Source organism: Sphingomonas sp. UNC305MFCol5.2 (assembly GCF_000712135.1).
GTDB lineage: Bacteria > Pseudomonadota > Alphaproteobacteria > Sphingomonadales > Sphingomonadaceae > Sphingomonas.
Genome location: NZ_JOOE01000003.1, coordinates 212929 through 238582 on the forward strand (window position 1 = coordinate 212929; position 25654 = coordinate 238582).

Here is a 25654-nt window from a genome sequence, read left to right on the forward strand (position 1 = left end):
TCCTCGCCGCCGGTGGCTGCATGTCACTGCCGAGAGGAATGGCTTATATGGATGACGGCTCCGTCATGCTCAATTTCGAGCCATCGGTAGCGCTCGGCGCAATCGCGGCCGACGCCGATGTCGGCGACTATATCAACCGTGTCGGGCAGGAAGCTGAATCCGAAGGCGGTCCGCACGGTGTGACCTACATGGTGAATGCCATGCCGCAGCGGCTCGTGCGGGTGATGCGCACAAAGAATGGGCGCGCCATGACCTTCTATTACACGGTGGTTGAAATACCCTCGGGAGCGAACCGGCGCCTTCAGCTGCAGCCTGTCGTCGCATGGCAGGACAGCCTCGGCGGCGACAGATTGAATGCCGTAGCGGTCGCCGACGCCGCGCCGGTGCTGAAGCTCATGAAGGAAGATTTCGAGCGGTTCGCGACAAAAGTGCGACCGGCTATTCCGTGAGCGGCCGGACACGCTCGTCATTCGCCAGTCGGCCGAAACCAACTTCGAGGCGCCGTTCCTCTATCTGCTGTTCGGACAGGATCGCGCTCCGTTGACCGACACCGGCGCAGGGGACTCGAGATCCGCCCGACAGTCGATCGGATAATTGACTCGTACGCCCTTACACGCCTTCCATTTCCCTCCTGGCGGCCCCGCTAGCTCTTGCGAGCCCGGAGGCTTCGCGTCCTGCCGTCGCCGACAGTCTGCCCTTTCGGACAAAATTGAACGTCCGCTAGCTACCAATAGCGGTCGGTTAGACGGAGCATAGGCTAACGGCGGCTTTTTGGGAGCTGTCGACATGTTGGCGGCGCTATTCGACATGCTGGAACTCGTCCGGGCGCACATTGCGGGCAGTTCGCTGGCCGATGACCTCAGGTGCGCGCTGGCGCATCTCGATCAGATCACCGACGAGCAGTGCAGATCGACTGCCGCAGGCAGTTCGGCCAGACCCAAGGACCCCTTTGCCCGACACGTCCGGAACGCCTTCAGAAAGAAACAAGGCTGAGATAGATTCACAACATAGATAATATAACCAAAGTTATACTTGGATAGCATCTTATATCTCTAGTTTCATACTAGGCCATATTCTTACCACAAATCCGTAAACATCTTATTTACTATTGGGTTAACTCCAAACATAATTTGCACATGCCTCTCGCTCGAACTTCGAGTCGCCGACGGGAGACGATGAGCACACAAAAAAATAGGAGTGGACCATGATTCCGATCTTTCGAGCCTCTGCCAGCGCGATTGTCGCGCTCGCAGTCTCTGTCGCCCCGATTCCGGCATTCGCCGCGGTCACCCTTGTCGATCCGACGCCGGCGGCCGATCCCGGGCAGGTTGTTCTTCCCGGAATGCAGGCGACGTGCGACGCCGCGGCAATGGCGCACGACACCGATGGTGCAGGCGGCGACATCTGGTCCGGCCAGGTGGTGCTCGGCCCGGTGACGTGGGTTGCCGGACCTGTGGAAACCGGCACCCACTCGATCACCGACGCGATTGCAGGCACCCTCGTCGGCGCCGGCACCTTTACCCCGGGACATGTCGAAATTCTTGGCGACCCGTATCGCAACGGCGGCAGCGTCAACATGTTCGGGATCAAGCAGGCCGTTGGCGGCCATTATAGCGCCAGCACCTATGATTTCATGGGAACGTTCAAGACGACGTACGCCCATGCGTTCAGCTGCGACATCTTCAAGGCGCTCTATCATCCCGCCGTGGACATTTTCCATCCGGCAGTCGGCATTTACGTGATCGCCGGCGACTTCGGCGATTCCGAGGATGCGATCCGGGGCAATTGCGCCGCCTTCACCAAGCAAGGCGAAGATCCGCTGAACCTCCCGACCTGGTGGGGCGACCCGTTCCATGGCGGCAGCGACGCCAATCCGCACTGCATGTTCCAGGGCACCCCGGCTTACACCGAGCATCACGATGCCTATAATGATCCGCCCGCGTTGCAGGGCAACGAGGCGCAAACCGCGATCAACGTCGACCAGACCAATGTGCTCCGCGCGCATGAAGATGCCGGCGAAGGCTTCGACACCAGCGCGACGCTGATCATCGGCCAGGTCGTGGTCTGCATCTCGCCGAGCAAGACGGGCACGAAGCTGCCGGGCGCCTGGGCCAAGCAGAACGGCTATACCGGCGATAAGTGCACGACCGAGTGGTATAATGGTGGTGCGACTGTCGGGGTTCCGAACCTCAATGACGGCAGCCACAATTGGGTCACGGTTCCGGTGGTCTGATTTTGCCGGCTTACTGACTCGAAAAGCCCCGCCAGATAACACTGGCGGGGCTTTGGATTCCGGCGGTGACCTGGGCGGATCGACATTTGCTGCTGACACAGAGATCGCATGCCCGCCCGGCTGCGCCTCAAAATACTTTGCGAAGTCCGATCGTGATCACGCGCCCCAGCGGGTTCAGCAGATAGGGCTGATACCGTATCGGCGTCAGGCCGTTGCCATCACGAACCCGCTGCTTGGAATCGAGCAAATTGGTCACCGCCAGGGACAGGCGCGCGCCTTTCAGAACCGCGTTGCCCGGCGCCAGCGTGCCAAGATCCGCGAAGAGCCGCATATCGACATTGGTCTGCGCGGAAAAAAAGAGGTCGCTTGGCGATGGCGTTTCGGCCGATCTGATCAGCGTTTCGCTGCGCCAGGTACCGTAAAGCTGCATCCCCACACCCCGACCGGCGAGATTGGCCGAAACCCGTACGGTGTGCCGAGGCAAGCCTCCGCCATATCCAGTCGCTCCCCCGGCCAGCAAATCGATCTCGGGCAGGCCGAGCTGGGCGCGACGCACGCTGCGGAGGATCCAGTTGTGCTCGATGCTGAAATTGAAGCGCGGCCGGCCGTCGAAGGAAAAAGCGCCGTCGGAATCGCTTCTCGAGCCGGCCGCGCGTTCCCGGCTGGGCTTTCCGAGCGAACCATGAAAGTCGATCCGCGAGTGCAATTGGTCGCTATTGTCGTACGCAAAGGCGACCGGCCGGCTGTCGACGAGCGTCAGAATGCCGTTGGCGTCGCGAACGAAGCGATCGGGAAATGCCGTCTGGACCTGCGCGTTGACGGGAGGGAGCGTCGACTGAAGATTTGTGGTTCGCCGGCTGGAATATTCGGCGGTCAGGATAAGATTGGCGTTGTCGAAGGGCAGATAGGTGCCTCCGACCGACCAAATTCTGCGCCTGGCAACGGGCAAATCGGGGTTGCCCCCGGTGATGTAGCGGACCTGGACCGTCTGTCCGGTGACAAAGTCGAAAATACGGTAATTTTCATAGACGACTTGCGGGTCGCTGAGTGTCTGGGCCGAAGGCGCTTGCCGTTGCATGTCGAACGAGCCGCGGAAATTCAGCGATCTGTCCGGTTGCCACGCCAGGCCGACGCCGAAATCCTCGACGGTCCCGATTCGGTTGAACCTGCGGATCGCGCCGTTGAGGTCGAGCTCCAGATTGCCGATTGGCGACTTGTCGCCGAGGAGGGGAATTTGGAGGTTGCCTGAAAGTGCCGCTTCGTTTCGCGTAAATCCCGTCGCGTTCGGTACCGACAGGAACTCCCACTTCGCGTCGAGCCGGTCCGTCCGTACCGTCGCCGTCATCGCGGCGCGCATCGCGCCCGCCGGCAATTCCAAAACCCGCCCGGAGAGCGTGGCCCGCAGGGACGCATTGTCGCTGCGCGAATGCGAAAAATTACGCCGGAGCCCTGTCAGGTCGGCGGGCAATGCTCCGAACGGATTGACCGTGCCGGCGCTGATCGCGGCCTGGAGCGGGATCGGATCGAAAGCCGCCTGGCTATCGGTCCTGGCGGCGAGGTGTTGCCAATTTCCGGCAACGCGCAAATTCCAGCCGCCGATCGGCGTCGTGAAATCGCCGCCAAGTTCGAGATTGGCGTTGTGGCCCTGCTGGCGCAGCGCATCGCCCACGTAGCGCGCGATCCTGACATCGCGTGTGAACGGCGAAAACGGCGTACCGGCCGGCAGCAATAGCGACACGCCCGCAAGGCCCGACTGCGAGTCCGTGTTCGCCCATTCCGCGCGCGCGTTGAGCGAGAGCGCCGTCTTTCCCCATTGCCGCGCAATGTTGCCATTCACCGAGAAGGTACGCTTGCCGGCAGCAAGCGTGCGAAAATCACGAACATCGGTAAAATTGGGTCGGTTGCCATTGGCTGCCAACGCAGCCAGGGTCGGCGCCGCATTGCCGGCTGGAATCGGCGCGACAGTGACTATTTGCCCCGCCAGCGCGCTCAGCGCCGGATCGATCTCCGTTCCCGGGATCGCAGACGCGAAAATATTGCCGCGAGCGTCATAGGGTGCCGTCAATGGCTCGCTGACGATGTCGCGGTCGCTTTCAAACAGCGGATCGACGCGTTCGCTGCGGAAAACCAGGCTGTCGCGGTTGCCGTCCTTCAGCCGCAACAAGTTGATTTCGGCTTTGTAGCTTCGCCCCGCGCCGGCAGTCGCGAAAGTCCCCTCGGCATTTCCGGTGACCTGCCGGTGGTTATTCTTGAGCACCACGTTGATCACTCGCCGGGTTGGACGTTCGCCCAGTCGCCCAGCCACGCGTTGCGGCAACACCTGGATCTTGCGAATTGCCTCGGTCGGGAGGTCGTTTATCGTGTTCAGACCGGTGGTTTCCCGGCCATTGATCAAGACCACGGGACCTTCACCGGACGTATCGGCCGCGCCACCCACCTGATCGAGCAGATCGCCGACGCTGTTGGCGCCGTACGCTGCAATATCTCCTTCGTTGAGTTCGTTTTCCGGAGGGACACCTGGCAACACACCCAGCCGGCGGCCGTAAACGACGATCTCATCAGCGGTTTGCGGCTGCTGATCCTGAGGGCCATCCGTCTCGTCCGCCCTTGCCGGCTGCATGGCCACGAGCCAAAGAGGAAGGCAAAATGTCGTCCTGAGATACCGCGGGCGCCCCATAATTGAAATCTACCAAAGCGTAGATGATTCAACAAGATATATATTGCCCGTGAGATATACGTAGTCGGCGTTACTGATGTCGTTTCGGCACAGAATCCCGGCATGCCAAATTATGACGCGCGCATTGGATCATATAACTAAGGTTATACCTTTTCACTTAAAGATAGACCACACCAACTGGCACTAGATTACCTGTTCAACCGATCTAATGACACCTCGAGCGCACCGATAACGAAGCCCCCTTGCCGTTTTGCATCTGGGACACCGAAACCAATACGCAGGAGTGCACCTCTGCTGGATCAAGCGGGGACAGTGACAGCTCCGACGGTGCTGCCGATCCAGCGACAGGAAACGGACTAGAACAGCTCCCAATTCGTGTCGGGATCGGCATCTCCGGTCTCGAGGAACCAAGCGATCGCGCGATGCGCCTCGGCAGAGGACACGAACCGTTCCGCGGGAAGCTCGATCCGCTCGCCCCCCCACCATATCAGCCCGGGCCCTGGCCCGGCGGGAACGGCCGCGGTCGCATAAATGCGGCTGCGATCGGTATATTCGAGCAACAGGTAATAACCGAGCGCGGGATCCAGCGAGAGATACAGCGTCTGATCGAGCTTGCCCGCGCGATAGGTGAATGCCGACATGCCCGTGACACCGTTCCAGAATTCGGGATCGGCAGTCTCGATCAGATAGGCCAGCCGCGCGCCCTCCGGCACGATGTTCTCAACGGTGCCGCCGTGCGAGAAGCTGATCATCGCCGCCGCGGCCGATAGATGTCAGGGCCCCAGCCCCGCTCCTGCTCGTAATGATACACGCGAAGCTCCTTGATGCCGAAATAGGCAGCGACTGCATCGAGATTACCCTTGCACGATTCGCACGTCGTGCGATCCACGAACAGCTCGACCACGTCCGGAAATGTGCCCAGCTCGCGATGGGCAAGATACAATGCTTCGAATTCGGCATGGGTGAAATGCTGACGTTTGTTGGCATCTGCCGGGCTGGTGGAGGCCAGTCCGAGATGCTGCAGGATTGCAAGCATCGCCGCGCGATCGGCCGAGGTCATCGTCGGCCCATCCTTGAGCTTCATCGTCGAATTCGTCCCCGCGAAATGCTCGTCGCCGACACGCGCCACGGCTACGGTGCCGGTGTCGCCCTTGCCCCCAATATAGGGACCCACGCCCTGCTCGACGCGATAGTCGCGCAGCCGCTGGAACTCACTCTGGAGCTCGCCATCGACGCGAATCGGAATGACAGGCAATTCTCCGCCGGTCATCGGGTCGCGCAGGCGGAACAACGTGCCGAATTCGAGCGGCACGAAAGTGGGGATCGCCTTGGCCGGATTGCTGCTGGTGAACTTGACCTCGGCCAGCCCATTGGTGACTGCCACAACGGTGCCTTCGCCATAGTCCGGATGGATCACGCGCGTGCCCAACTCCAGTTGCTCGGTCGGCTGGATCGGGGGGTGTCGGGGATCGAGCAGATCGACATGGGGGCCAATGGGCAGGTCGCCCGAAGCATGGCGATCACCGGGTTCGTAGCCGAGCATCTCGGTCGTGCCGCGCGCGACGCCCGTCAGGTCCTGCCGCACGCTCGACCGCGCAACGCCGCCGAGAAGCCACGGGAAAGTCTCGCCAAGCCGAGCACGCGCCTGCGGGTCGAGCCCCTTTTTGCGAAGCTGCTGTTCGATATGCGATTCGAACTCGACGGCGCTCGTTTTGCGGAAATTGGCCAGCAGCGGGCCGACCAGATGGCTCTCGGTACGCACCAGATGCAGGATCAGCGGCGATTCGAGCATGAAGCGCTGCAGCCGCGCCTCCGCGGCCGGCGTTAGGCCGGGCACCGTCGGCAACCCGATCTGGTGCAGCTCGGCGAGATGCTCGACCGTCACCCGGAAGGGCGCGCCGACGAACTCGCTGAGGAACGTCAGGCGACGGGTCAGATTCTCGAATTGGCTAGCGCCGCCGCGCACCTCGCGCAGCGCTCGGCGCTCGCGCTGCAGGATCTGTTGGCGCTCGGCCTGAGTGCGCGCGGACAGATATTCCACGATCAGCCCGTGCTGCGGTTCCATCGCATCGAACAGGCCGCGCAGCTTTTCTTGCACTTCGGGGCTGGGTGTCATGGCGATCGCGCGCTCGATCGCCTGACGTGCACGCCCTTGCGGCGTGTCGGCAATATGCAAAGGGTTCTGGGAAAGCTGCTCGGGCGATCCGGGAATGAGCGGCGGCGGTGACGGTGCGGCCACCGCCACGGCCGGCGCTACCGCGGCATGGACGAGCGCGGACTCTTCGGCACTCGGAGTTTCGGTAAGCGGCTTGGCCGTGACCGGCACCTCATCGGCAGTGCGCACCGCCAGAGCGCCTTCCTCGTCCACTCCTGCGCCCGCGCCGGCGCGGCGGAAGCCGAGCTGCGCATTCATGATGTCCATGATGTGCTGGCTGCGGATCGCCTGTTGGTTGCCCGAGCCGGTGCCGGTGGTGAACGGCCCGCCGAGCTCGCCGAGCACCAGATGCGGCGCGGCCAGTTCGGGGCGGCCGGTCTGCGCCGCGAGATGTTGCAGAAAACCTTCGAAAACCACCCCGCGGTTCGCACTGGCATCCATCACCCCGAACGCCTGCTGGCGCCGCGTGAAGTCATAGCCGGGCCCGCCCGGCATCATGCGCGGATCGCCGAACTCGTTGAAATGCTCGACCACATAGCGCTCCCACAGCGCGCGATGGGCTCCGCCGGGAGTGACGTCGACGGTCGGGCCGAAATCCCGGCCGCGCAGCATGAAGGGAAACACTTCGCCGCGCGGCGGGTCCATATGTGCGCGGCTCCGTTTGACTGCATAGGCCTCGGCCGCCTCCACACGCGTCGTCGTGTAGAAAGCGCGCCCGAAATCGTCGCTGGAGCCGCCCTGGATGTGCGAATATTGGATGCCGTGCTCGCGGATCAGCGCGCCGCGGGTGACGGCGCCCGAACCCGGCGTGACACCAGGAGCGCCGTGGAGGAGCAGGATCAGCGGCTCGTCCTTCGCCAGCGTACCCATCGCTATCATATGTTCTCGGGTCGCGGCGATCACCGTGTCGGCGAGCAGCTGCCGGATCGGCTCGGACAGGCTGAGGTCGTTCATCAACAAGTGCAGCCGCGCCATCGAATCCGGCTCACCGACCAGCCCGAGATCGCGGACCATCCGCCGCGACCGAGTCTCGGTGGCGTCGAGCCGGGTGCCGGCATGCGCGATCTCGGGGTCTGTCGACCCCGCCGCGCGCAGGCCCGCAAGGTGCATACGCTGCTGGTCGTTGAGCCCGAGCTGCTCGCCCAGCGCGCGGATCACCGGGCGATCGGCATCGGTGAGTGCCGTCTCGGTCGAACCGCGCTCCAGCGCGCGGCGGGGGCCGGCGGGATCAAGCGCGTCGTGATCGGCAGTGCGCACCGCCGTGCCGCCGGCGGCGGCACGTGCATCGTCGCCAGTCAGCTTGACCATCGCGCGATGATAATCGCCGAGCGTGGCGAAATGCTCGGTGACCCGCACTCCGGTCACCGGATCGGGATAATTGACCCAGAGCGGCCCCTTGGGATGACCGGGGGTGACGCCGAAATCGGTGAAATTGGGCGTGCCGTTGTCATCGAAATGGATCCGCGACGAACGCGCGCCGAAGCCCATGATCTCGGATTCGACGAGGACCACCTGCATGTCGCCACCGATCGCGCTGGGCATGCGCCGCGACAGCCGTGTGCCGCTTTCGCCCGGCCGGTTGGGGTGGAAATGCTCCTGCAGGATCCAAGGCCGCCGCCCGCGTACCAGCCCACCTTGCCCTACCATCCGGCCCTGCGCGCCGACCCCGGTCATCTCGCCGTCCGGCCGGATAGCGGTGACCGCTCGGGGTCCCCCCTGGATCACGACATATTCGTTGGTGTCGGGATTATGGTAGATCGCCGCCTCGCGCGTCGGGTCGGCGGCGAGCAGGCGGCGAAAATTGGCCTCGGCGCCGGCATAATTAGTGGGATCGGGATGCACGATCACCGTGCCTTCGGTGACGCGGCCGATCAGGTTCGGATCGGCGGTGCTCAAGTCGATCTGGACATGCGTGGCGACGAGCGGATTATCGTTGGCCGCGACTGCCCGGCGCGGCGCCTTGCCATCGTCGTCCATAGTGCGGACGGCGAGTTCCTCCTCAGGCGCGGCGCCGCGACGGCGAGCAGGCGCGCCTTGTTGTTCCTCTGGCGGTGCGCGGCTGGGCGGGTGCATGCCCGCCTCATCTTCCGGCGGGGCACGGCTGGGTGGGTGAACCCCCGCTTCCTCCGGCGGCGCGCGCGACGGCGGGCGGCCTCCGGGCATTCCCTCGGGCGGCATTCCGGACTCGCGCCAGCGCTGCAGCCGCGCGCTCGAATCGGCGGCGTGTTCGAACGTGCCTTCGAGAAAGCTCTGGATCCCGCCCTGCGCCGCCGCGCCCCAGATCTCGTCGGCAGCCTGCGCGCTGGTCCCTTCGTAGCGGCCCTGACGACGGTCATAATTGATTTCGGACCAGCGCGACGCGGCATTGCCGATTCCGCCGCCCAGCGTGCGGCCAAGCAGCCGGGTGCCGAAATTCTCGCTCCACGCCTGGCCGCGCATTCCGCCGAAGCGCGTGGCGACGTCCCCCACGCGGCCGCGCCGAAGCGCCTCGCTCGTGCCCGACAGCCGCCCGAGCCCGCCTGCCCCCAAGCTGACTGCCCGCGAAGTCAGCCCCGTGGCGAGACTGCTCATCACCCCACCGCCGAAGCCACGCTCGGCTCCGCGCCCGATATTGGAGAGCCATTCACCGCGGTCCCAGGCGCGATCGTCGAACGCAGCGGTGCCGGCGCCGCTGAATGCGCCCGCCGCACCGCCGATCACCACTTCCTCCGCCAGGGTCACGGTGCGGAAGCCCGCGGTCGAGATCAGCCTCGAGCCCAGCGCGCCGCGGAGCGCGCCCATCCCGCCGGCGCGCGCGATGTTGAGCCCCGAGGCGAGCCCCGCAGTTGCCGCCTGCACCACCGCCAGTCCAAAATCGCGCCCGGCATCCTCATAGCCGTAGCGCCCACCCTTGATCGCCCAGCTCGCCGCCATGCCGAGCACGCCGGCACCCAAAGTGGTCAGCACCGGGATCCAGAACGACGCCGCCGCGCCACCGGTCAATGCGGTGGAGAGCACCGCCGCGGCGACGACCAGCGCCGTGGTGATGGCGTTGGCGATATTGTCGGTGGCGGTGCGATACGCCTGGGCGTTCGACTGGTTGGTCGCCATCAGCGCGCTGAACCCCACCACGCTGTCGCCCTCGGCGGGGGCGAAATTGCCGCGCTCGTCGAAGCGCCCGGCACGTACCATCACGCCCTCGCGATTGCGGAAACGCAGATTGCCGCGTGCATCGAAGTCGCTGACATGCTCGGCGTCGCCTTCGCTGACTCCCATCACGCGCATCAGCCGATTGTGCGATGCCTCGAGCCGGCGATACTCCTCGCGGGCGAGCAGTTGCCCCGCCCAACCGGCATTGTCGAGCTGAAGCCTCGACGTCATCCGGCTGACTTCGGCGCGCTCGCGCGGATTGCGCGGCTGGCCCATCGCGAGGACCTGCATCTCGATCCGGTCGTCGCCTGATAATTCGGTGAAATAGTCGTCCGAATGCTCGAACAACCCGAGCCGTTCGTACAGGCCGGGGGTGTGGGTTCGGTCATATTCGGCGACCGCAGCCTGGATCTGGTCGCGGCTCATCCGCCCGAAGGTGCTGCGCAGCAGGCCCTCGTCGGTACCCCAGCGGTCGACGGCGTGCTCGAAGGCAAGCGCGGCCACAGTCGGATCGGTGAGCCCGCGGGTAACTTGCGATTCGATCAGCCGCCCCTCGCGCTCGTCGCTCGCGCCGCGTCGCAGCCGTCCGCCCAGATCGGCGCGAATCTCGGTCAGGGTCCGCCCGGTGTCGCGCCCGCCATTGCGATAGCGATCCCATACCCGGTACATCTCGGCCTCGCGCGCCTGGGCGCGTTCGAGCCGGCTCGGTTCGGCCGCGGGATCGCGCGGATGCGACATTCGCGAATTGGGATCGTCGGGATTGCCCATGTCGTCGTTGAGCTCGGGATCGTCGAGCGCGCGCTCGACTCGCTCGCGATTCGCCCCGCCCGGCCGGCTGTCCTCGACCGCGAGCTGCATGGCGCGAGTATCGGCGGTGCCTGCCCCGGTGCGCGCCAGCGTGGTCAGCAAATCGACCTGCTCCGTACGCAGCGAGGCGGTGTAGAGATAGTCGCCGTCGCTATAGGTGCGCTCCCGGCTCGCCAGTTCGCGCAGCCATGCCTCGCCTCCCGCCGCGCCGTCGGCGCGCACCGCGCCGTCATTGCCGAGCCGCGAGACGGTATTCGCCCATGCGGCTCGACGCCTCGCCTCGCCTGCTTCGGCGCTCTCGAACTCGCCGGTGGCGGTGAGATTGAAATCGCGTGCGCCTTCGAGCCGGCTCGTCCCCGCCTGGCGCGCAAAGCGTTCCATCGCGTCGAAGGCATTGTCGCCGCCGCGCGTGGCATTCTCGTCGAGCGCAGTCGTCACTGCCGCCTCGGTCCGCACCGCGCGCGCCGCCGCGACACGATCGGCGGCGTTGGTCTCGTCGGCGGTGCGCAGCAGCTGGAACATCCGCCGATCGGCGCCTTCCAGGTCGTTTTCGACCGAATCCATGATCTCGGCGGCGCCGGGCAATCCGCGCATTGCCGCCATGTCGGCAGGGCTGAGCGACGTCATCGCCGCCTGGACCTGATCGGCGTTGTTGGTCCATTCGGTTGCCGCCTGGATCTCGGCCAGCGCCCCCGCCGCGCGGTTTCCGAGCAGGTAATTATACACTGCGTCGCCGCTGTAGACCCGCGAGCTCACGCCGGTCAGCAGATTGCCGAAGCTCATATACGTGGCGACGTCGTCCCACAGATTGCCGGGGCGGACCTCGTTATAATATTTGATCACGGCCTGGCCGCGGCGATAGGTGAGCCCGCGCACCAGATCGAGCGTCTGCTCCGGATTTTGCCCGAGCAGCGTCATTTGGGTCATCAGCCCGTCGCCGCGGCGGGTGACGTCGCCGACCACGCTCTCGGCGATCGAGCGAGTCAGGTCGAAGATCTGCTGCTCGCTCTCCGGCGCGGCGGTGTAGTCGTCGGAAAGGTCGACGAATTCCTTGGGGCTCGATCCGGTCCCGGCGGGCGGCTGCGGACTCGTCGAGGCAGCCGGCGGGGTGCTGGCATTGGCTTCGCCGGTGCTGCCGGGGCCCGGCGTCCCCATATAGGCTGCGACTGCCTGTGCCTGCGCGTCGCGCAGCGCCGACCACAAGGCATTCTCCATCGTATCGAGCTCGGCCTTGGCCGGAATCGGGAAATTGTCGATCGACTGTGCCACCGGATCGGCCATCCGCCGCAGCGACTGGTCGAGCGCGAGGATCTGGGCAAACATCTGCGCGCCCGAGCCGCGCGCCGACTCGCGCAGCTGGCCATTGAGCTGTGCAATGCCCTTGTCCGCGCCTGCCGCGATCTGTGCCCCGCGCGTCGCGAATTGGCGGCGCATCCGCTCCGCCGCGCCGCCCGACTGGCCGAGCCGGGCGTCCACGGCTTCTCGCTGGAGGCGGCGGGTCCGCTCGCCCGATTCGATCACGAAGCGCGCGAAATTGTCCGGCGGCTGGGTGCGCTGCGCCGCGATCTGCTCGTGCAGTGCAAGGATCGCCGCACCTTGCCCGCTGGCGAGGCTGGTGAAGCCCCTCCACTGGCTGTCGCCGGCGCGGGCCATACTCGTTCGCTGTCCCTCGGCTGCCCGTGTCGACTGGCTGACGATTTGCTCGCGGCTGCGGCGATGGCGGTCGACCAGCCCGAGCTCGACCGAATTGCGGCTGCGGCGCACGCCGTCCGCCGAGTTGCGCTCGGTCGAGTCGACTTGCTTGATCGCATTGTCGCGCATCCGTGCGATTTGCGCCGGCGCCTGGCCGAGCCGATCGACATAGCCTTGAAACGGCTGAAACGCCTGCGTTGCGGCATTCTGGAAATTCGTATGCGCGGTGTTGAGATTGTCGGCGAACACTGCCGTGCCGTCGGTGAACGCAGTTGCGCGATTGCCGGCGCGCACCGGGATCGCGACGTCGATATCCTCATTCTCCGCCGCCTGCATCTGCGGCGCCTGATCGGCGTAATCGGCGGCGGTGTTGGGGGCATGGCCGAGCGAGGGATCGGCCTGCAGCCCGCTGAACGCGGCCGAGGCAGCCGCGCCCGCGACGTCGACTGCAGTGAGATAGTCGCCGAGCGTCACTTCAACGGCCTGTGCCGCTTCGCGCGCGGCGGTCATCCGCGCCTGGATCGCCGCGCGCCGCGCCGCCACCGTGCCCATCGCCCGCCGCGCTGCGACGCGGATCATCGCACGGGCATTGTCCGCCTGCAGTCCCAGCCGGAACACCGCGTCGGACTCGGCTTGGTCGAGGTCCGAGCGCGCGTCGGCCAAGGTGTCGCGCAACTTATCCAGCGAATCGTCGAGCTGGCGCTGCGCATCCGCCTGGAGGTCGGCATAAAGCGAGCGGAGCCGCTCATGCTCGTTGCGGCCTGCGGCGACGACCTCGTCATAACTGCGCGCCGCCGCCGCCGCGGCTTCCTCGAACGCGATCGGATAGCGCCGCACTGCCGGCGACATGTCCTGGGTTCCGCCATCGGGCACCACCGAGAGACCGTGCGGCATCGCCAGCGGCGACGGCGTGGCGGTGCGCTCGAGCGGCTGGCGGCTGATCTGGACCTGGTCGTTGGCGGGCGGCGGTATCGGCAACGGCACGAACGGCGGCTCGGCCCGCGGCTCCGGTGCATGTCCTCCCGCGCGACGACCGCCGGCGACCGTGCGCCCCGCTCCGCCGCCGCCGCGCGCGGCAGCCGCGCCCCCCGGCCCAGCGGGTGCCGCCGCGGCCTCGCCCGGCGCCGTTGCGGATGCCGTCGCGCCGTCCGTCGCAGTGCTGTCGGCAGGCGCGGTCGCAGGATCGTTTGGGGTGCCGGCACCGCCGGTAGTGCCAGTGGGCGGCGCGGGCCGGGCCGTCGGCGCGGTCGGCCGCGTGCCCGTCGGCGGCATGACGATCGGCGTGGCTGCCACGCTCGACATCAGCGGTGCCGTGGGCGGCGCGACGCTCGCCAGGTCGTCAGCCGAACACACCATTGCGCTATAGGAAGTGAACGCGCTCGACGCGGGGTCGACATAAGCCGGGCTACTCATCGGTCCGCCGCTCATCGCCGGGCTGGTGCTGCGCGCCGCCGCGGCCCGCGCGTCACGTGCCGCGCGGCGCTCCTCCGGAGTCGAGCGCGCAGAAGGCATCGCGTCGAGCCGGTGCGGCACCCGCGGCGCGGGCGGCGGACGCACCGCGCGCGCGGTGGCCGTGGCTACCATGGCAGCGGCGGCGCCGAGCGCCCGAGCTTGCCATATTCCTCCTCAGCGGCGCGCGCGAGATCGGCGGCGACCAGCGGACGCCCGGCTCTGCGCGCGCGCGTCGCCGCGCCGAGCACGACGTTGCGGATATGCCCCCCGGCGAGGTCGATCGTCACCGAAAGCAGGTCGAACTCTTCGGCCGTCACATCATGCCGATCCCCAAGATGCGTCTCCCACAATGCCCGCCGGGCCGATGCCCCCGGCAACGGGAATTCGAGGATTGCATCGAGCCTGCGCACGAACGCGGGATCGAAGCGATCGCGGCTGTTGGTCGCGAGCACCGCGACGCCATCGAAATCCTCGATCCGCTGGAGCAGATAATTGGTCTGGGCATTGGCGAAGCGATCATGCGAGTCGCCAACATCGGTGCGGGCGCCGAACAGCGAATCCGCTTCGTCAAAGAACAGCACGACATCGGCATGCTGCGCAGCATCGAGCACGCTGGAAAGGTTCTTCTCGGTCTCGCCAATCCACTTGCTGGTCATCGCCGCAAGGTCCACTCGGTAGAGCGGCAGCCCGACACGGCGTGCGATCCAGTGCACCGCGAGCGTCTTGCCAGTGCCCGATTCACCGGTGAACAGCGCGCGCACGCCGGGCCGGTAGCGTGCGCGCAGCGAGCTTCCCAGGCCTTCGGACAGCTGGTCGCGCAGCCGGATGCGGTCGATCAGCAGTTCGAGCCCTTCGCCCAGCTCGGGCGGCACTACCAGATCCTCGCGCGCGACTTGCGCCGATGAGCGCCGCGCGAGCGAGTCGAGCTGGCTCGCCCCGGCATCGGCAGCGGCGACGAGATCGGCCCAGCCCGGAGCGTCGCCTCCGAGCAGGGCCATGCGTTCGGCGACTTCAGCAATACGTCCCGCGCCCTGGCGATAGGTGACGGCAGCCTGCTCAGCCAGGGCGGCCTCGACTCCACCCGCTTGCCACAAGGCCACGCGCTCGGTGCGCTCGGGCAGGGGCAGTGCCCATTCGGTCGAAGGCAAGGGCGCCTCGATCACGCCTTCCATCCCGGCAAGCAGCAGCAACGGCCCATCCCAGACCCCGAAATCCTCGACACGGCAGCGCTCGCCCGGCCCAAGCGCGCGGCGCAACACCGGTAGGCTGTTGGAAGCCGCCAGCCAGCAGACATGTTGCGCGACGTGCTGCTGCTCGCCCAGCACTACTGGCGCGAGCGCGAGCGTCTGGCCGATCAGCGCGGCGATCGCCTCGCTTTCGCGCAAGCTCGGCGAGCGAAGCACGAGCAAAGCCGGCTCGGCGCGCGCCGCGATCCGCGCGGCACGTGCCTGCGCTTCGGCGACGAGTGCTTCGGGCAGTGCCGTGCGTCCGATCCGCAGTGGATGGATACCGTCGGGTTCGAGGCACCCGCCACCCAATGCAGCGACCAGCGCCAGCGGCATGCCGATGCTGCGCTCGGCGAGTGGCGCCGCTTCGTCGCCCAGGGCGAGCAAGCCGATCCGCGCGACGGGGCCGCTGGCAAGCGTGACGCAATCGAGCCCGAATGCCGCGAAGATCGTGGCGAGAAACCCGGCAAGCGGGCGTGCGCTGCCGACCGGATTCTGCGCCTGCGCGACCAGCCGGGCGATCCCAGCGTCGGTCTCGACTGCGAGCACCAGCGTGGCCGCGAGCAATTCGCCGTCGCTCAGGCCGAAGCGATCGGCCAAGGCGCAAAGCTTGGCGTCGGCTTCCGCAGGCGCGCCGCGGATCGATGCGAGGAGTGAGGTTTCGGAAACCGCGGGGCCGGGCGCACCCTTCGCGCCGCATATGCTGCGCAGCATATGGAGCGCGAGCGCGCGCAGGCTGCGCATCTCGGAAGGCAGGGGCGCGGTCATGGTTCGCCCTGCTTCGCGTAAAGATAGCGGACGCTGAGCCCGAGCCAGTCGGTCCAGCCTGGGTCGATGTCGAGCGCGTGGCGCCGCAACCGCAGGTCGACCGACTCGGGATCGAAGCCGATCACCAGCCGCTCTTCCGTCTGGCGCAGCCAGCCCGGACGGCACACGACTTCATGAAGGCGGATGCGCGCACGGCGCCACAGATGGAAATCGAGCGCGACTCGCCAAGGTCGGGCGAAATCGGGATCGCCGGGAACACAATCGACAAACGGTAGCAAAGCCGGGTCTTCGGGATTGACACCGAAATGCCGACCGATCGCGCGGATCAGTCGCCGCCCGCCATCGGCCGCGGCGAGATCGGGATGGTCGGTCAGCCATTCGCGAAAGCCCATTCGGATCAACACCGGCACCACCAGCCACAAGCCTGCGAAGGGGCTTGTGGCTTCATCGAACAAGCGCGAGACCGAAGGCGGTGCGACAAGCGGCTCGCCTTCCAATGCCCGCGTCTGCACCGGATCTGGCATGGCGGCCGCGCACCCCGCAGCGTCCGCCTCTCCTGCCGGCGGCGCCTCTGCCTGCTGCGTCGTTGCCGGGGTGGCAGCCTCGGCGACTTTCGACCCGGCAGCCCCGCGCGCGATCGACGCCGTAGGACCGCGGCCGGTCTCGAGCAGGACGACATAGCTGCGCACTGCCTCCGCGAGCTGCTGTGGCGCCAGCCGCAATGCCGGGCTTCCACGCAACAGCAACCGTTCAAGCAGCCGGCGCGCTATTGGCGCTCCCGGACCGATTTGCAGGGCCAACCGCTCGATCGCGGCCACGAGCCGCTCGGGCAAGGCTTCCCGAACAGCCAGAACCGGCGCGTTAGCGAAGCGTTGCGCCACCAAGGGATCGCCCCCAGCAGCCGCAGCAGCAGCCTCCGCCGCCCGGTCCGCATCCGCGACGGCGTTGGTCTCCGCGAGTGGAAGTCGGACCGGCCCCGCCGCCATCTGCTCCGTCGCGACAAGCAACAAATCGATCCCGCCTTCGGCAACGACAGCCTCCACCAGCGCGACGGGCTCGATCGCTCCGCGCCCGGCCAATGCCTCCCGGAGCGCTGCTGCCAGCCACTCGCGCGCCGGCTCGCCTTGCCAGTCGGGCACGGCCAGTCGCCAGTACCAGGCCACCGGGCGGCGACCGGCGATCAGTTCGCGCGCGAGCAGCCGCCACGCCTCGCCGTGACTGGCGAACCACACGCAATTGGAGTCGCCCGCGTTGCTCTCGCCACCGTGACGTCGCCCCTGTGTCGCAAGGTCCCAGGCCTGGCGGAATTGCGCGCTGCGCCGGTCGGGCCGTTGCTCGGGCCGCGTACGCCCCAGCGCCACGCGGCGGATCAACACCAGCCGCTCGTCGTCGGGCCACGAGGTGCGGATCCCGTCCTCGATCGCGAACCGGGCCAAGGCCGCGCGATCGGGCGGCCCGCGAAGCCTCAGCCGCGCGATTGCGACGCCCATCGCCTCAACCGGTCACGAGATGGAAACGCAAATCGTTGGTCAGCGAAACCAAGCCGCCCAGGTTCTGCGTCATCACTGCCATCGCATGCCCGTCGACGATATCGTCGATCACAGCGCGCGAGACGATGCGGTCGTTGCGGTCGCGGATCACTGCGATCATGCCCTTGCGGATACGCGTGATGTCGAGCGCCAGCTGGAAGCGCGTCCCGAGCACCGCAGGCGCAGGCGCGACCAGCCGGGCCGGGATGATCGCGTCGACGGGGGCGTGCGCACTCATCAGCAATGCGATTCGCACCAGCTCGTTGATCGCGTTGACCGCTTCCTGTTGCGAGCGGTCGATCCGCGCGAACAACCAGTCGACAAAGCCCTGCAGCGTCCGCCGGTCGGCCAAGGGCACTTCGGGCCATCCGGGCAGCCCGGCAAGCGAAGAGAGCGGCGCGGGCCGGTCGAATTCGGACAGAATCTCGGCCCAGCCCAGCCGGATTACCGGCGCGACTTCGGCAAAGGCCGCGTGCAGACAAGCGGCAACCTGCCCGATCGCTTCCATCTCGCTCGTCGCCATGCGCGTCAGCGTCGGCTGGCGATGCCGCCCGTCGATCAAGTCGCCGAGGCTCGCCGTCTGCTGGATCTGAACATGTGTCTGCGCGAGCGAGAGCGCAGTGATCCGGCTATAGTCGATCTGCGTGATCAGCGTTCGGCGATCCTGCACCACGCGCTGCTGCGCGATGAACGCCTGTTGTACGCCGAACATGATCCGCGTGGTCGGGACGAAGGTACGCGCGAAGATCGGCAGCATCGCGCGATAACGCATCGCTTCGATGGCGGCGCGCGCCGCTTCCAGCCGGTCGATCCGCGCCACTTCGGTGGCGATCGCTGGGAACCATTTGACCGGCGCGTCGCGCAGCAGCTCGACATAGTCGTCGAGTTCTTCGGGCACGTCGGGATGTTCGCGGCGGCAGGCGATGACCGGATCGGGGGCCAGCCCCGAGGCCATCTCCAGCACCGGGGCGGAGTCGCGGTAATCGGCCTCGCGCACCCGGCGCCAGGCGATCACCGAGACATGCGTCTCCAGCACGGCGCTGCGCCGCGCGTTGACCGCCGCCACCCGCGCCAGTTCCTCGGCATAAAGCTGCTGCGCGACCGCGACGTCGTGGCGCGCTTCCTCGACTTCGACATCGACGCTGCGCAGCCACGCCGCAGCCTGGTTCGCTTGCGCCAGAACGACGTTGCGAAGTGCTTCGATGCTGTCGCGCAGATCCTCGAACAGCGCGATTCGCCCCTCGACCATCCGCATGATCCCGATGCTGTTGTCGATCGCCTTCACCGCCGCCGTGAAATAGGACGATTCGTCCTTTTTCTCGGGCAGCGTGTCCATGTCGACGACTTGCGAGATGCCGTTGCCGTTCCTGGGCGGATTGAGCACGTCGTCCAGCGTGACGAAGACCGGATCATCGTCTGTGCTCGCCGCCGTCCGAAAGCCCGGCATCGGCAAGTCGCCGAGCGCGATGCCGCGCGGGCGCGAATTGGCAGCAGTCGCGATGAGCGAGGCCAGCGTCCCGATCACAGCCGCCTTGCTCGCGATCGCATAATCGAGCGCCATCGCCGAAGCCGACGGCTTGATCCGTTCGGCGACGCTGAGCGTGCGCTCGACCAGCCCCGCCACCGGTCGCGAACCGCGGATGTCGGCGGGTTCGTAGCGATTGCTGGTCAGCGCGATATTGGCGAGGCCGATACTCGTCGGCGGGGCGATAGTGGTAGGCGCGCGGAACATCGGGGCATTGATCGGCAGTATCGAAAGCGGTGTCGAAAACGCCGTCGCGGAGGGGGAAGCCAGTGTCGACGAGGAGAGCAGGCCGGCCGCGGTGCTGGTCAACGTCCGTTCACGCGTCTCGGCTGTCGCCTTGGCCGTTGTCGGGGTCAAGGAAGGCGATGCGATGTTGAGCGTCATGAATTGCGGCGCGAACGACGCCGCAAACAATTGGCTGTTCGCGGCGGCGGGTTTCGCAGCGGTAAGCGATTCGGTCCCAGAATCGGACCCTGAGGGCGTAGGCGTGGCCGGCTCGAACGCCTTGATGCGATCGAGGAAATTGGCGATGCCCACGCTGGTCGCGCGCGCGCTTTCGTCGCGCGCCGAGAGATCGGCCAATGTCGGAGAGGTCACCAGCCGCGAGGCGGCATCCGCGCCGAGCATATATTGGCGGACGCGGTAGATGTCCGAACGGGCCCTGATAAAGCCGAGATCGATCGCATCGTTGGTCGCGTCGAGCCGCGCGCGGATTTGGCCGAGAAATGCGTCGAGCCCCAGTTCCTCGAGCTGGGCGAAATCCTGTTTCAGGAAGTCTTGCGTCCACTGATCCCGGAACGGATCGAGCGCCGCGACTTCGCGAACGCCATTGGCTTCGACGGTCCCGAAATCCCCGACGACAATATCCTCGCGTCCGGGCACCACCGTCCATGGCCAGCCCCCGGTCGGATTGGTCTGGCCAGCCGTACCGGAGAACAATGCCGAGCCGGCAGGTGCGTCGTCGGCGATGAAGGTGGCGAGATTGCCACTGGCGTCGGTCGTGCCGAAAGGCCCCCATTCGACTTGGCCACCGCGCTGGCCGAACTCGACGCCGTTGACTGCGAAGCCTTCGAGCCCGCCACCGCTCACATCCCACGCCTGCGATGCGGGGACTTCGAGCCGCGTCCAGCGGCCGACCGGCGGCAGCGCGCCGCCTTTGAACAGATTGCCGAAAAGCCCGTCGGCTGCGCCCCAGAATACGCCTTTGCTGAAATTGGCCAAGAATTCGGGACTCGTCGCCTCGCCGAGTCGAAGCGACAGTCCGGTGAGATTGGCCGCGGAGTGAATCCGCACCCACACCCACACAATGTCGCTCTTCGCGACCGGCAGCGATGCCGCCGCGCCAGACATGGTATGCAGCCGCACCGTCGCTCCCGCCTCGTCGAAGCGTCGCGTGCGTGTGCATTCGACCGGCGGCTGATCGCCTGGGTCGGGGCTGTCCTCGCCTATCGGCAGGTCGGCCGCCGGCCAGCGCACCGGCTGGCCCGAAATCGCCTCGTTGAGCCGGTCGAGCCGGCGGCGGCCGATCTCGCGAGTCGCCAGCCAGCGCGCGCGATCGGCGGCGAATGCCGCCATAGTGGTGGCGAAGCGCGGGTCGGCGGTTTCGATCTCGAGCAGGCGCGGCTCATAGACCGTGTCAGGCACCGGCACGAGCAACTCGACTCGATCGGGCGCGCTGCGGTTGTAACTGGCGAGCGCCGCCGCCTCGCGAATCGCCAGATCGAGGTTGCTCTGCGGCACCGGGATGGCCGAAAGCGCGAAGCTGCCCGGGAAGAAGGTCTGGCGCCGGAGCACGGGATCGAACAGATCGCGCGGGAGCAGCCCAACCGGGGGCAGCCGCACGAATGTATCGCGCAGCAGCACTTCGTCGAACGACGGCTGCTCGACCAATTGGCCGACGAACTGGTCGATCCGCGCCTGCCACAGCCGCGGGTCGCCGGTCATCGGCACCAAAGGCGTGCGATTGCCCGGTGTGCCGCCAGTGCGCACCACGCTGAACCGGTCGACAAAGCCCAGCGACCAGTCCGGATTGAAACCGATCGTGGCGAGCGGCACGCCCCATGCGTCCCAGGGATGCATGTCGTCTTCGCCGAACAATTTCTCATTGTCGAACGCGGCATAAGCCAGGCGATTGCGCTGCGCCTTGTCGTAGCTGGGCAGCGCGTAATCGGGACTGCCGTCGGTCGCAGTGACTTCGCCTGGCCACAGGAACAAGGCGAGCTGCGCGCCATCGATGCGCTGCAAGTCGACATAGGCGTCGTCGCGCGCATCGGGCGGGCAGGCATCCATCGGCCGGCCGAGGATCGTCGCGGTCACCGGCCGCGCGACGAGCACCGCGACATGCGGCAATAGCGCACTGCGCGCACTCGCGGCGAGCCCGCCGAGGTTGCGGCCAATGCGGCGCGGCAGCACCGGCCGCAGCCGATCGCTCCCCACCGGCGACGAAACGGCCAGCACATCGGGATCCTCGTCGTCCTCGATCGCATCAGCATGGTCGACACGCAGGATCACCGGCAAGTCTGCAAGCTTTACGCGGCGCGCGCTGCCGATGCTGACGTCCTCGCCCGACACCGCGATCGCGATCCCCGGCGAAACGATCAGCTGTGCGACCTCGGGCGCCGCCCCGATCGCGCCGGGCTCGGCGGTTACTTCGAGCCCCGAGACGCTGCCCGGCGCGAGCGACAGGCCATAGAGCCGCTGCATTCCCGAGCGCACGTCCTGTTCGGCAGTGAGCGCCTTGTCCGACACCGCGCGCCCGGCGAAAGGATGCATCCGCCGCCGCCAGACATTGGGCAGGTCGGGCCGGAGCGGCGGATCGCAGCCGATGACATGCTCATCGGCGAACGAACGATCGATGCGCTGGGTGACTTCCATGTGCCGTCCTCCGCTCAGCTCGTCGCCGCACCATTGGTCAGCGCACTGTCGATCGCACCGACATCCTTGGCGTTGACTGCGCTGCCGATCGCCGCCGCCAGATCGGGCAAGGCGCTCGCCGCCAGCGTGCGGAATGCGCTGTCGAGCAACAGCGCACGCTCACTCTCGCCGATCCACACAGCCTGGGCCGCGCTCGGCCAGCTCTCGCCGAGCTGCGCCTGCAGCCGCGCCAACCCCTCGCCCAATCGCGGATCGCTATAATCCTGCGCGACATCCATCACTTCGCCGTCGCCGAGCACGATGTCGTTGGCGGCCGCCAGCGCAGTGAGATTGCCCGTCGAAACGGCCAGCGCCAGCCGGTTGAGGCCGCTGCGCGCCATCGCCAGATCGGCGCTGGCGGGCTGCGCGATCCCGGCCACCGCAGGGTTGATCGTGGCCGCGCGCAATGCCAGCGCGGCAGCGGCGGGAACCAGCGACGGCGCCGCCTCGGCTTCGGCCGCCTCCTCCTTCTTGGTCAACGTCGCGGTGGGCGCCGCGGCCATCGCCCTGCTCAGCGACGGCCCTGCAGTGAGCACGCTCGCGTCGAGCAATGTCGGCCGCAGCAACACCGGCGGCTGGACAATGATCGGCGGGGTCTCGCCGGGGGCGGGCTTGGGAGACGAGTCGCCGGTCGGGGTCGGAGCCGGGGTCGAGGTCGGCGCCGGATCGGTCTTCGGCAGGTCCGCCTTGGTCGGGATCGCCTTGATCACGGCTTCGAGGTCGGCGATCACCGAGGCGGTGAGGATGTCGGAACCCGACACCGCCCGTCCGCCGAGCAGCGCCATCACCCGCGCGGTGCCGAGCGCCGTCGCCCGCGCATTGATCGATGCAAAGCGCTTCTCGAGTCTGAGCCGCTTGAGTGTCTGCGACACCAGCCCGGCGACGATCACGTCGTCGCCGCTGATCGAAACGCCGTTGAGCGCGGCACCGTCATACGCGATCGCGCGGCGGCGCGTGTACCACAGCAAGGGCGGGCGGCCGTTGGTGGTCGGCAATGCGGCAATGGCTTCCTGCCACGCGGCGTGCCAAGCCTGCATGGTCAGTGCCTCCGCCTGCGCCCGCGCCTCGGCCTCGGCATCGCGCACCGCCGCCTCGGCGCGCTTGACGCGCTTGGCAATCAGGCTCGACAGCATGTCGAACGCCGGCTTGGACGCCGCCGCCGCCGGATCGGCCAGCGCCGGGATGCGCGTTTTGGGCAGCGCATTTTCGAAGCGTTGGAAGCGCGCGCGCGTTACCGGAACCATCACCAATATCCCGGTCGCGTCGATCTCCTCGGCGGTCGCCTCGAGATCGATCGGCGGCAGCGACAGCGATTCCTCGACCAACGCACCAATCTCGTCGACCGGCACGAAGGCGATGTCGACATCCACGGTCGGCGGGAAATAGAATTGGCGAAAGCCGAAATTGTCCGGCTGAATCGCCGCAGCGGGCAATTGCCCGGCGGGCGGCAGCGCCGCGAAGGCCTGCGCCGCCGGGAAGACCGGCGGCATCGAACGCGCACGCAGCTCATCGAGTACGTCGCCCAGGTGCGTGCGATGCTGGAGCACATGCGCCTCGGCGATCGCGCGCGGGCGGCCGCCCAGCGCGACCTGCACCCCCGAATCCGCGCCGGTCTCGCGCCGAACCATCGCCATATCTATCCAGCGGATCGTGCCGCGATCGAGCCCGATCAGCGCGAGCGGCAGTGCGTCCTGCGACACGCCGGCAGGCTTGCCGAGGAAGATCTGCTTGGCCACTGCGCGCCGCGCGGCGCCGAGCGTCGCCGCGCCGCTATGATCCGGGTACGGAATCAGCGTGATCGCCGTCGCCTCGATGATATCTCCATCCTCGACCGTGCGCTGCCCGGTGATGCTGCGCGGATAGGCGGCGATCGGATTGGCCGTGAACTCGACGGCGCGCAGTGCGAGCACGAACATCCCGCTGCGCCGCCCGAGCGGCACTCGCGGCTCGGCCGAAAGCCCCAGCGCGGCGTCGAGTTGGCGCGTCACCGGCATGTCGAGGATCGGCACGTCCTGGCGCTTGCCGAGCATGACGACGTCGCCCGAAGGCGTGAGCCCCACCCCCGCCTGGATCCGCACCGATTGGCCGCGGACGCTGGAGGCGACCGCGACCTGCAGTCCGCTGATCACCCCGGCGCCGCTCGCGCGCGCCATGTCGGCCTGGCGCTGGCGGACATAATCCTGGTCGCGGGTGAGGTCGGCACCGGTGAGGAAGCGGCCGTCGAAATAGCGCGGCCGCCGCCGCAGTCCGTCGAGGATCAGCGGACCGCCGGAGAGATCGTCTTCCAGCGAATCGCGCGAGACGGTGCCGCTGCCGGCGAGGCGCGCGGCTTCGACACTGTCCGCCACTTCGATGATCGAGCGGCCGCTTGCCTTGGCGAGTTCGGTCATGATCAGTTCCTCTCAAGGTTCGACGAGCGCCCCGGCGGCGGGCGCGCGACCGCTCCATTTGCCGGGCAGGAAGATGAAGGGGCGGACACGGTTGTCGACCGAGGGGCGCGCGGCATCGAGTACCGGGCGGACGCTCGACGGCGCATCGGCGGCAAGCTGCACCGGGATCGCCACGCGGGCGAGCAAGACCGCCGACAGATCGGTGCCGGCGACCTGCTCGGCGAGCGGGTCGAGCTCTTCGTCGCCCGCGCCGGTCAGTCCGGTATCCCAGGAGCCGAGCACTGCGTTGAGCTTGTCGTCGCGGCTCGCGGCGGCATCGGGCCAGTGATTGGTCGGGCTCGGGATCGGATCGGCTTCGGCGCGCAGCACCAGCTCGAGCTGCGGCTCCTCGGCGAGCCGCGCCGGGACCAGGGCGTCAAGCGCATCGAACGGCCCCGAGGCGACGCTCGGCGTCATTCCGCGTGCGCAGTCCTTGGCCGAAAGGAATATGTCGGCGACGATTGCGACAGGAAAGCCGACATTGGGCGCGCGGTGTACTGCGGTGCGCAGCTTGCCGGTCTCCTGCGCCGCGAACCAGTTGGCGAGACGGATGCAATAGGGCTCGCCCAATTCGATCAGCCGGCCGTAACGGTCGAGCGCGACGCCGGGCTCGATACGCAGCTCGAGATCATTGTCGCCGGCTCTGGGCGCGCGTACGCGCAGCCCGGCGATCGTGCCGAAACCAGCGATATGGCGCAGTGCCATTGCGAGGCGGCCGCGATGATAGGTCTGCTCGTCCTGGAAATCCTCCGCCTGGAGCAACACCCCGGTCGCGTAATTGACGCGTTCGGGCCTCAGCGGAGCTGCCAGGGGATCGGTGGCGAGGAGCGTGCTCATCGGCGATTCCTATTTGGGCTTGATATTTCGTAGGTTCAGATTGCGCAGCACCGTCGGTTTGAGTGTCAGGCTCTCGGGGTCGGGTGCGCGGGTCGGCGGCGTCGTGGTATCCGGGGCGGGCTTGGCGACGCTCACCACCAGATCGACCGGCGCGCTGGCATTGCCGCTGTCGTCGGTCACGACGAGCTGGAACACGTGCCGCCCCGGATCGAGCACATTCTCCACCACAACCGAGGGCTGCGACGTGGAGAAAGCCTTACCGGGCGCGAGCGTGACCATCGC

Annotated in this window: 12 protein-coding genes and 1 riboswitch; of the genes, 3 read left to right on the top strand and 9 right to left on the bottom strand. The window is 67.1% G+C overall.

The window, feature by feature from the left end; all coding sequences use genetic code 11:
* The first annotated feature begins 47 nt into the window (after positions 1-47).
* The 3 genes from BR78_RS0112740 to BR78_RS0112750 all read left to right on the top strand — a co-directional run bounded on the left by BR78_RS0112740 (position 48) and on the right by BR78_RS0112750 (position 2233).
* Positions 48-449: a hypothetical protein gene (locus tag BR78_RS0112740; RefSeq protein ID WP_025560460.1), complete on the top strand. Its 402-nt coding sequence runs from the start codon at positions 48-50 to the stop codon at positions 447-449.
* A gap of 181 nt (positions 450-630) precedes the next feature.
* A riboswitch (cyclic di-GMP riboswitch) is annotated at positions 631-706 on the bottom strand.
* An 80-nt stretch (positions 707-786) separates the two neighbouring features.
* The gene (locus tag BR78_RS0112745) at positions 787-993 is read left to right on the top strand and encodes a hypothetical protein (RefSeq protein ID WP_025560461.1); all 207 of its coding nucleotides are present in this window, start codon (positions 787-789) and stop codon (positions 991-993) included.
* Between the two features lie 211 nt (positions 994-1204).
* On the top strand, positions 1205-2233 hold the full coding sequence (locus BR78_RS0112750) for a hypothetical protein (protein WP_025560463.1): 1029 nt from the start codon (positions 1205-1207) through the stop codon (positions 2231-2233).
* A 127-nt stretch (positions 2234-2360) separates the two neighbouring features.
* Here the strand turns inward: BR78_RS0112750 and BR78_RS0112755 are convergent, their stop codons facing one another.
* From BR78_RS0112755 to BR78_RS0112795, 9 genes are all read right to left on the bottom strand, one after another.
* Positions 2361-4859 (bottom strand): hypothetical protein, encoded by a 2499-nt coding sequence (locus BR78_RS0112755; protein WP_156022313.1) that lies wholly within the window; start codon positions 4857-4859, stop codon positions 2361-2363.
* Positions 4860-5266: 407 nt separating this feature from the next.
* Positions 5267-5662, bottom strand: a complete 396-nt coding sequence (locus BR78_RS0112760) for an Imm1 family immunity protein (RefSeq protein WP_025560465.1) — start codon at positions 5660-5662, stop codon at positions 5267-5269.
* Positions 5659-14277 carry a hypothetical protein gene (locus BR78_RS20540; protein WP_037566683.1) on the bottom strand — a complete coding sequence of 2873 codons (8619 nt, stop codon included), beginning with the start codon at positions 14275-14277 and terminating at the stop codon, positions 5659-5661. The genes BR78_RS0112760 and BR78_RS20540 overlap by 4 nt, the downstream gene beginning before the upstream one ends.
* Positions 14271-16139 (bottom strand): ATP-binding protein, encoded by a 1869-nt coding sequence (locus BR78_RS0112770; RefSeq protein ID WP_051683319.1) that lies wholly within the window; start codon positions 16137-16139, stop codon positions 14271-14273. Before BR78_RS0112770 ends, BR78_RS20540 begins: the two co-directional genes overlap by 7 nt.
* Entirely contained in the window at positions 16136-17629 is a 1494-nt protein-coding gene (locus BR78_RS0112775) for a hypothetical protein (RefSeq protein WP_029936626.1), read from the bottom strand. Before BR78_RS0112775 ends, BR78_RS0112770 begins: the two co-directional genes overlap by 4 nt.
* A 4-nt stretch (positions 17630-17633) precedes the next feature.
* The gene (locus BR78_RS0112780; RefSeq protein ID WP_029936627.1) at positions 17634-22067 is read right to left on the bottom strand and encodes a hypothetical protein; all 4434 of its coding nucleotides are present in this window, start codon (positions 22065-22067) and stop codon (positions 17634-17636) included.
* A gap of 14 nt (positions 22068-22081) precedes the next feature.
* Complete coding sequence (locus BR78_RS20980; RefSeq protein WP_051683320.1) at positions 22082-24496, bottom strand: hypothetical protein; 2415 nt, start codon at positions 24494-24496, stop codon at positions 22082-22084.
* A gap of 12 nt (positions 24497-24508) precedes the next feature.
* On the bottom strand, positions 24509-25372 hold the full coding sequence (locus BR78_RS20985; protein WP_051683321.1) for a hypothetical protein: 864 nt from the start codon (positions 25370-25372) through the stop codon (positions 24509-24511).
* Between the two features lie 9 nt (positions 25373-25381).
* Positions 25382-25651: a hypothetical protein gene (locus tag BR78_RS0112795; RefSeq protein WP_029936630.1), complete on the bottom strand. Its 270-nt coding sequence runs from the start codon at positions 25649-25651 to the stop codon at positions 25382-25384.
* Between the last annotated feature and the right edge of the window lie 3 nt (positions 25652-25654).